The sequence below is a fragment of the Chitinophaga sp. genome (assembly GCF_035564935.1).
Classification (GTDB): domain Bacteria; phylum Bacteroidota; class Bacteroidia; order Chitinophagales; family Chitinophagaceae; genus Chitinophaga.
Genome location: NZ_DATMTE010000677.1, coordinates 1 through 4,373, shown reverse-complemented (window position 1 = coordinate 4,373; position 4,373 = coordinate 1). Strand labels below are relative to the sequence as shown.

Genomic DNA, 4,373 nt, shown 5'->3' with positions numbered 1-4,373 from the left:
GACCCTTCAGTAGAATGCTGCAGGATTTGAAATGCTTATTCCCTTAAAGCTTTCAGCTCGTTGTTCAGGTACCTGCCGAATAACGATTGCAAAGTGTCTATATTATTAAGCTTATCATCCAGGAATATGGCATACCGGAGGTCTTTTTGGGCGATGTAGAAATCAACCAGCCGGCCCGCGGCTATTCCCTGAAATTCCCCATACTGGGCCACCTTGTATTTCGCCAGCTGCTTATTGCTTCTGAAGTCATAAATTGTTAGTGAATCTCCTGTCCTTACGGACATATACCTGTTTCCATATGTATTAACAGCCGCTTCGCGGTTGCCGTCATACCTGCTGACCGTTTTCAGTATTTTATTTTCAGCAATATTGTAGAGAAGATATTTGTCACCGCTATTTATCTGTAAGATATCGGGAATATCATCAACGTTATAGATATTGCTTACATTAGGGATTTTGCTGATGATACTTTCTGTTGCTGCGTCATATAGGTAGCATATATTAGATGATGTGAGGTAGGCTATTTTATTATATTGCGGGAATACATACATGCTGGTGATACGGATATCCACCACTTTTTTTGGAATGGTTTGATCCATATTGATCAACCATAGTTCCATGCTTTCAGTATCCCCATGCACATCAATATCCCGTACAACAAGTTTGGAATTATTACCGACAAAACCATCCGGCATAGCCCTGGCCGAATAACCGGGTTTCCTGTATTTGATTTGGGGACGCCCGGTAATATCATAAACCGTCAGCACGGAGTTATTTACAATTGGCAGGTATTGTGAGTAGAAGCCCTGATTCACAAAAGAGCCTGGCCTGATGGGAGATAACTTGTACAGCGAATCTTTCGTGAGATTGGCCAGGTAAGCACCTAATGAGCAATTAATGAGGATCTTGTTGCTATCCAGTTCAAAATGGGAGTATGGTTCATTCAGGGCAAAGCCATTAGCAGCAAACTTACGGGCCTGTTTTGCCAGCTTCTTTACCTCCTTTGCAAGAACAGGTAATTTTTTACCTGTTTTAAGGGAATAGAACTGGTGCCAGATAGTACCACTGTCATTGGTTGTTCTTTCCAGGTACGCATTCCCTGTAATGGGTTTGGAATTGCTGAAATCAAATTTTTCCTGAAGGGGTATTCTTTCCCCGGGAGAATCAGTAGTAAAAGTATAAGCAGTATCCACGATGGCCAGCCTGTCGGATTGAGGAAGAAATATCACTGTCTGATCATTACTAAAGCGTTCCAGCTTCACAATACCTGAATCAGTAATCGCCCATTGATACTGGATATTATCCCTGTCTTTTGTAAGTATATATTTTCCGCTTGCGGATATCCGTACATTTTTACCACAGAAAGGAGCGAGGAGGTGACGGGATTGTACGGAATCTCCAAATTTTCCGGGATCTTCCCCTGCCAACTGCCACAGCCTGTAACCAAGCATATGGAAGCCATTGTTATAATTGGAGAGCGCAGCCGTTTTATAATTAAGGTTGAGAAGTTTTTTATTTTTCCTCGAGGCAATAACAAACATCACCAGTCCGCTAATGATCAGTAATGCTACGGTAACTACAGCAAAGAAGACAATCCTGGTCATACGTTTTGTTTTGGCCATCTGGAGCTGCATTTCATTTTGTGCCACCTTTGCACGCAGGATCGCTTTTCGCAGCTGGTCTCCCTGCTTCCGTTCTCTTTCAATTTCTGCTTCCTTTTGCTCCATCAGCATCCTGTGCCGCTGCTCATCTCTCACTTTTTTCTTTTTCTGTTCCTCGCGCCGTCTTTCATCGCGCAATCTCACGATAGATTTAATCAGTACATCATGGCTGATTTCATACATTTTCTGTTCATCCCTGTATTCTCCTTTAATCAACCGGAACTCCTGCAGTTTGTTTAGCAGCCTGTTGTTGTTTTTCAGGAAAGATAATACCTGGTCTTCCGACAGCAGCGTACGCTTGCCGCCAAAAAGGAGGTTTTCTTCCAGCAGGAAACGGCAGGTTTTTATTTCATCAGGATTTCCCAGTTTTAAGAGGTGGTTCCTGTAGAAATTATCGAGTACATTGCCAACATCATTATTGCCGGTAACATCTTCCAGGGATACCTTTTTTCTCCCGTATTCATCTGTCCCTTTTACTTTTCCGTTCAGCAGATTATCTTCCAGTTCGCTGCACAGGATCTGCAGGTAGGTTGTTTCAACATAATCCTTTCCGGAACTAAGCCGTCCGATGATATGTTGCAAAGCGTCTTCACTATAGGTGTACGGCGGAGTATACGGCGGGCTGGGCACCTCATCCGTTAGCGCCGGCAACCTGATGGCATCTGCAGCGTTATGGAGATCCAGTGGTCCCAGTTCAAAGCGGTTCCACATGATTTGCGGAATGATATTTCCCAACCGGTTCAATTCATAAAACCTGTCGGACCGGATACCGATCAACACCCGGCAATCAGGTTGGGTGCACCAGTCAACTTGTTGCCGGGTGCGTTTTTCAGGTGGTATGCCGGCCAGCTTACCAGCTATCGTATCCGGTATGGCGGTATTGATCAGGTCCCGGAGTTCGGTGAGAAATTTTATCTTCTGATCTTTATCTTCAATATTAAGTAGTTCTTCAAACTGGTCGAAAATCAGGACAGGTACTGTGCCCAATGGAAACTTGCATGTTTTCAGCAGAAACCACAGGCACTGCTGATCTGTGGTTTCAAAACCTTCGGGCGGCAAATTTTTGTTGGCATAGGATGAAAGGTAATCCGCCACATCTTCAAGTGGCGATTTATTTTTATCTGCCCATTGAAAGCGTATATCCAGCGGCAGAAATTCATTTTCTTCCAGTAAAGGGCATAAGCCAGCGTTAATCAGGGAGCTTTTACCGGTACCTGACTTCCCGAAAATAACGGAGAGCGCGTTCGCTCTTACCATCGAAAAAAGTTGCTGGCGTTCTGTATTCCGGCCTTTAAATAAAGCAGATTCGCTTCTCTTAAAAGGCACTATACCCGGGTATCGTTTGTAGGTGATGCTCATAATGCAAAGATTCTGGTTATTTCATCCCTGATCCGTTGAGTTATATAGATAAGAAACGTGTCCAGGTCAGCATCGCTGAGTTCGGACAAGGAATCTTTTGTCATCCCGGCCATTTTTGGTGTGATCCAGGCAAAACTGCGCAACTGGCGGATAGCCTTGTAATCAAATGGTTTCAGCGGAACGGAGAATACGGAAACGCGTTGTTGTCTTTCCTCTGTAACAGCTTTTATTTTATCCAGCCAGTTGGCATACCCGCCATAAAAACCGCTGCTCACGAAAGGTATAATTATATCGGAGCTCATCAACTCTGCATTAATGAGGGCGTCCTTATCTTCACCTCCTGCCAGCATCTTGGCTTCTGTCCATACCCATAGCCATTTGTCGTCTCTCAACACTTTCAGGTGGTTGTTCAACTGGTCTATCACATCTTCAGAGAAAATATCGTTACGCTCATACAGCAGTGCTACTTTAGCTTTACGCAATGGGGTTACAATTTCTTCTACCTGCTGGTTCCTGTCGTTGTATGCTTTGTGCAGCGTATCCACGAAAGCGAATGTATCGCCTTCAGGGACAAAATGAACCTGCAGTTCATCTGCAAAGAAGTCTGTTACATATGGCGGGGCAAACATATCGGTGGTGGAATAGGTGATCTTACCTTCATTGAATTGGGGAAGACCCAGTGCTACCAGTATACTCCGCATGTACCAGGGCTGGAAGTCGAACCCCAGGAAAAGGTAGTATTTGCTGTTATCAAATTCATCGCGCAGTGCCTGGGGGAAGCGTGTATTATCATAGTTTATGGCAGATACGTAATCTACCAGTTCTTTTTCTTTCAACAGGAGGGAATTGCTGGATTCTTCGCATCCATGAATATTATAGAATACCGTTTCATGATCGGTGAAGTCGGCCGCTACCAGTCCTTGCTGCGTGTTTTGTCCCTTAGCCAGGTGGTAGTATACACGTTTTACTTTTCGCTTTGCTCCGCTGGCTTTATACAAGGTATCATCGGGGTTCATATTGATCACAATGCAGAACGGGAGGTCGGCCAGCAGATTGAAAATATTATTGGTGCGCAATTCCCGATGCATGAAGCCTACAAATTCGTTCTTTACATCCAGGAGATTTACGAGCGCTATGTGCTTATGTTCATTCTTAAACTGGATGTACTTGGCCACAACGTAGTGGAGATTTTCCTGCTGATTTATATCGTACGCTGTTGGGCCACCATTCATTTTGGATGCCAGCGAGCTGGCATATTTCTGATATATGCTGGAAGTATCGTCCCTGTTTGCTTTAAACACGCCGGGGCCCAGGAACAGAACGCATCTTTTATTTTTGATGCCGCGGATCAGT

Annotated in this window: 2 protein-coding genes; both read right to left on the bottom strand. The window is 44.4% G+C overall.

Annotation, left to right across the window (positions count from 1 at the left end; translation table 11 throughout):
- Positions 1 to 35: 35 nt before the first annotated feature.
- Positions 36 to 3,020: a hypothetical protein gene (locus VN105_RS17475; RefSeq protein ID WP_325642818.1), complete on the bottom strand. Its 2,985-nt coding sequence runs from the start codon at positions 3,018 to 3,020 to the stop codon at positions 36 to 38.
- On the bottom strand, positions 3,017 to 4,373 hold a 1,357-nt coding region (locus VN105_RS17470; RefSeq protein ID WP_325642817.1), incomplete at its 5' end, for an SIR2 family protein. The genes VN105_RS17470 and VN105_RS17475, both read right to left, overlap by 4 nt.

What these genes read in the sequence shown, in the direction of transcription:
- VN105_RS17475 (WP_325642818.1), bottom strand. Translation starts at nt 3,020, where the DNA reads ATGAGCATCACCTACAAACGATACCCGGGTATAGTGCCTTTTAAGAGA.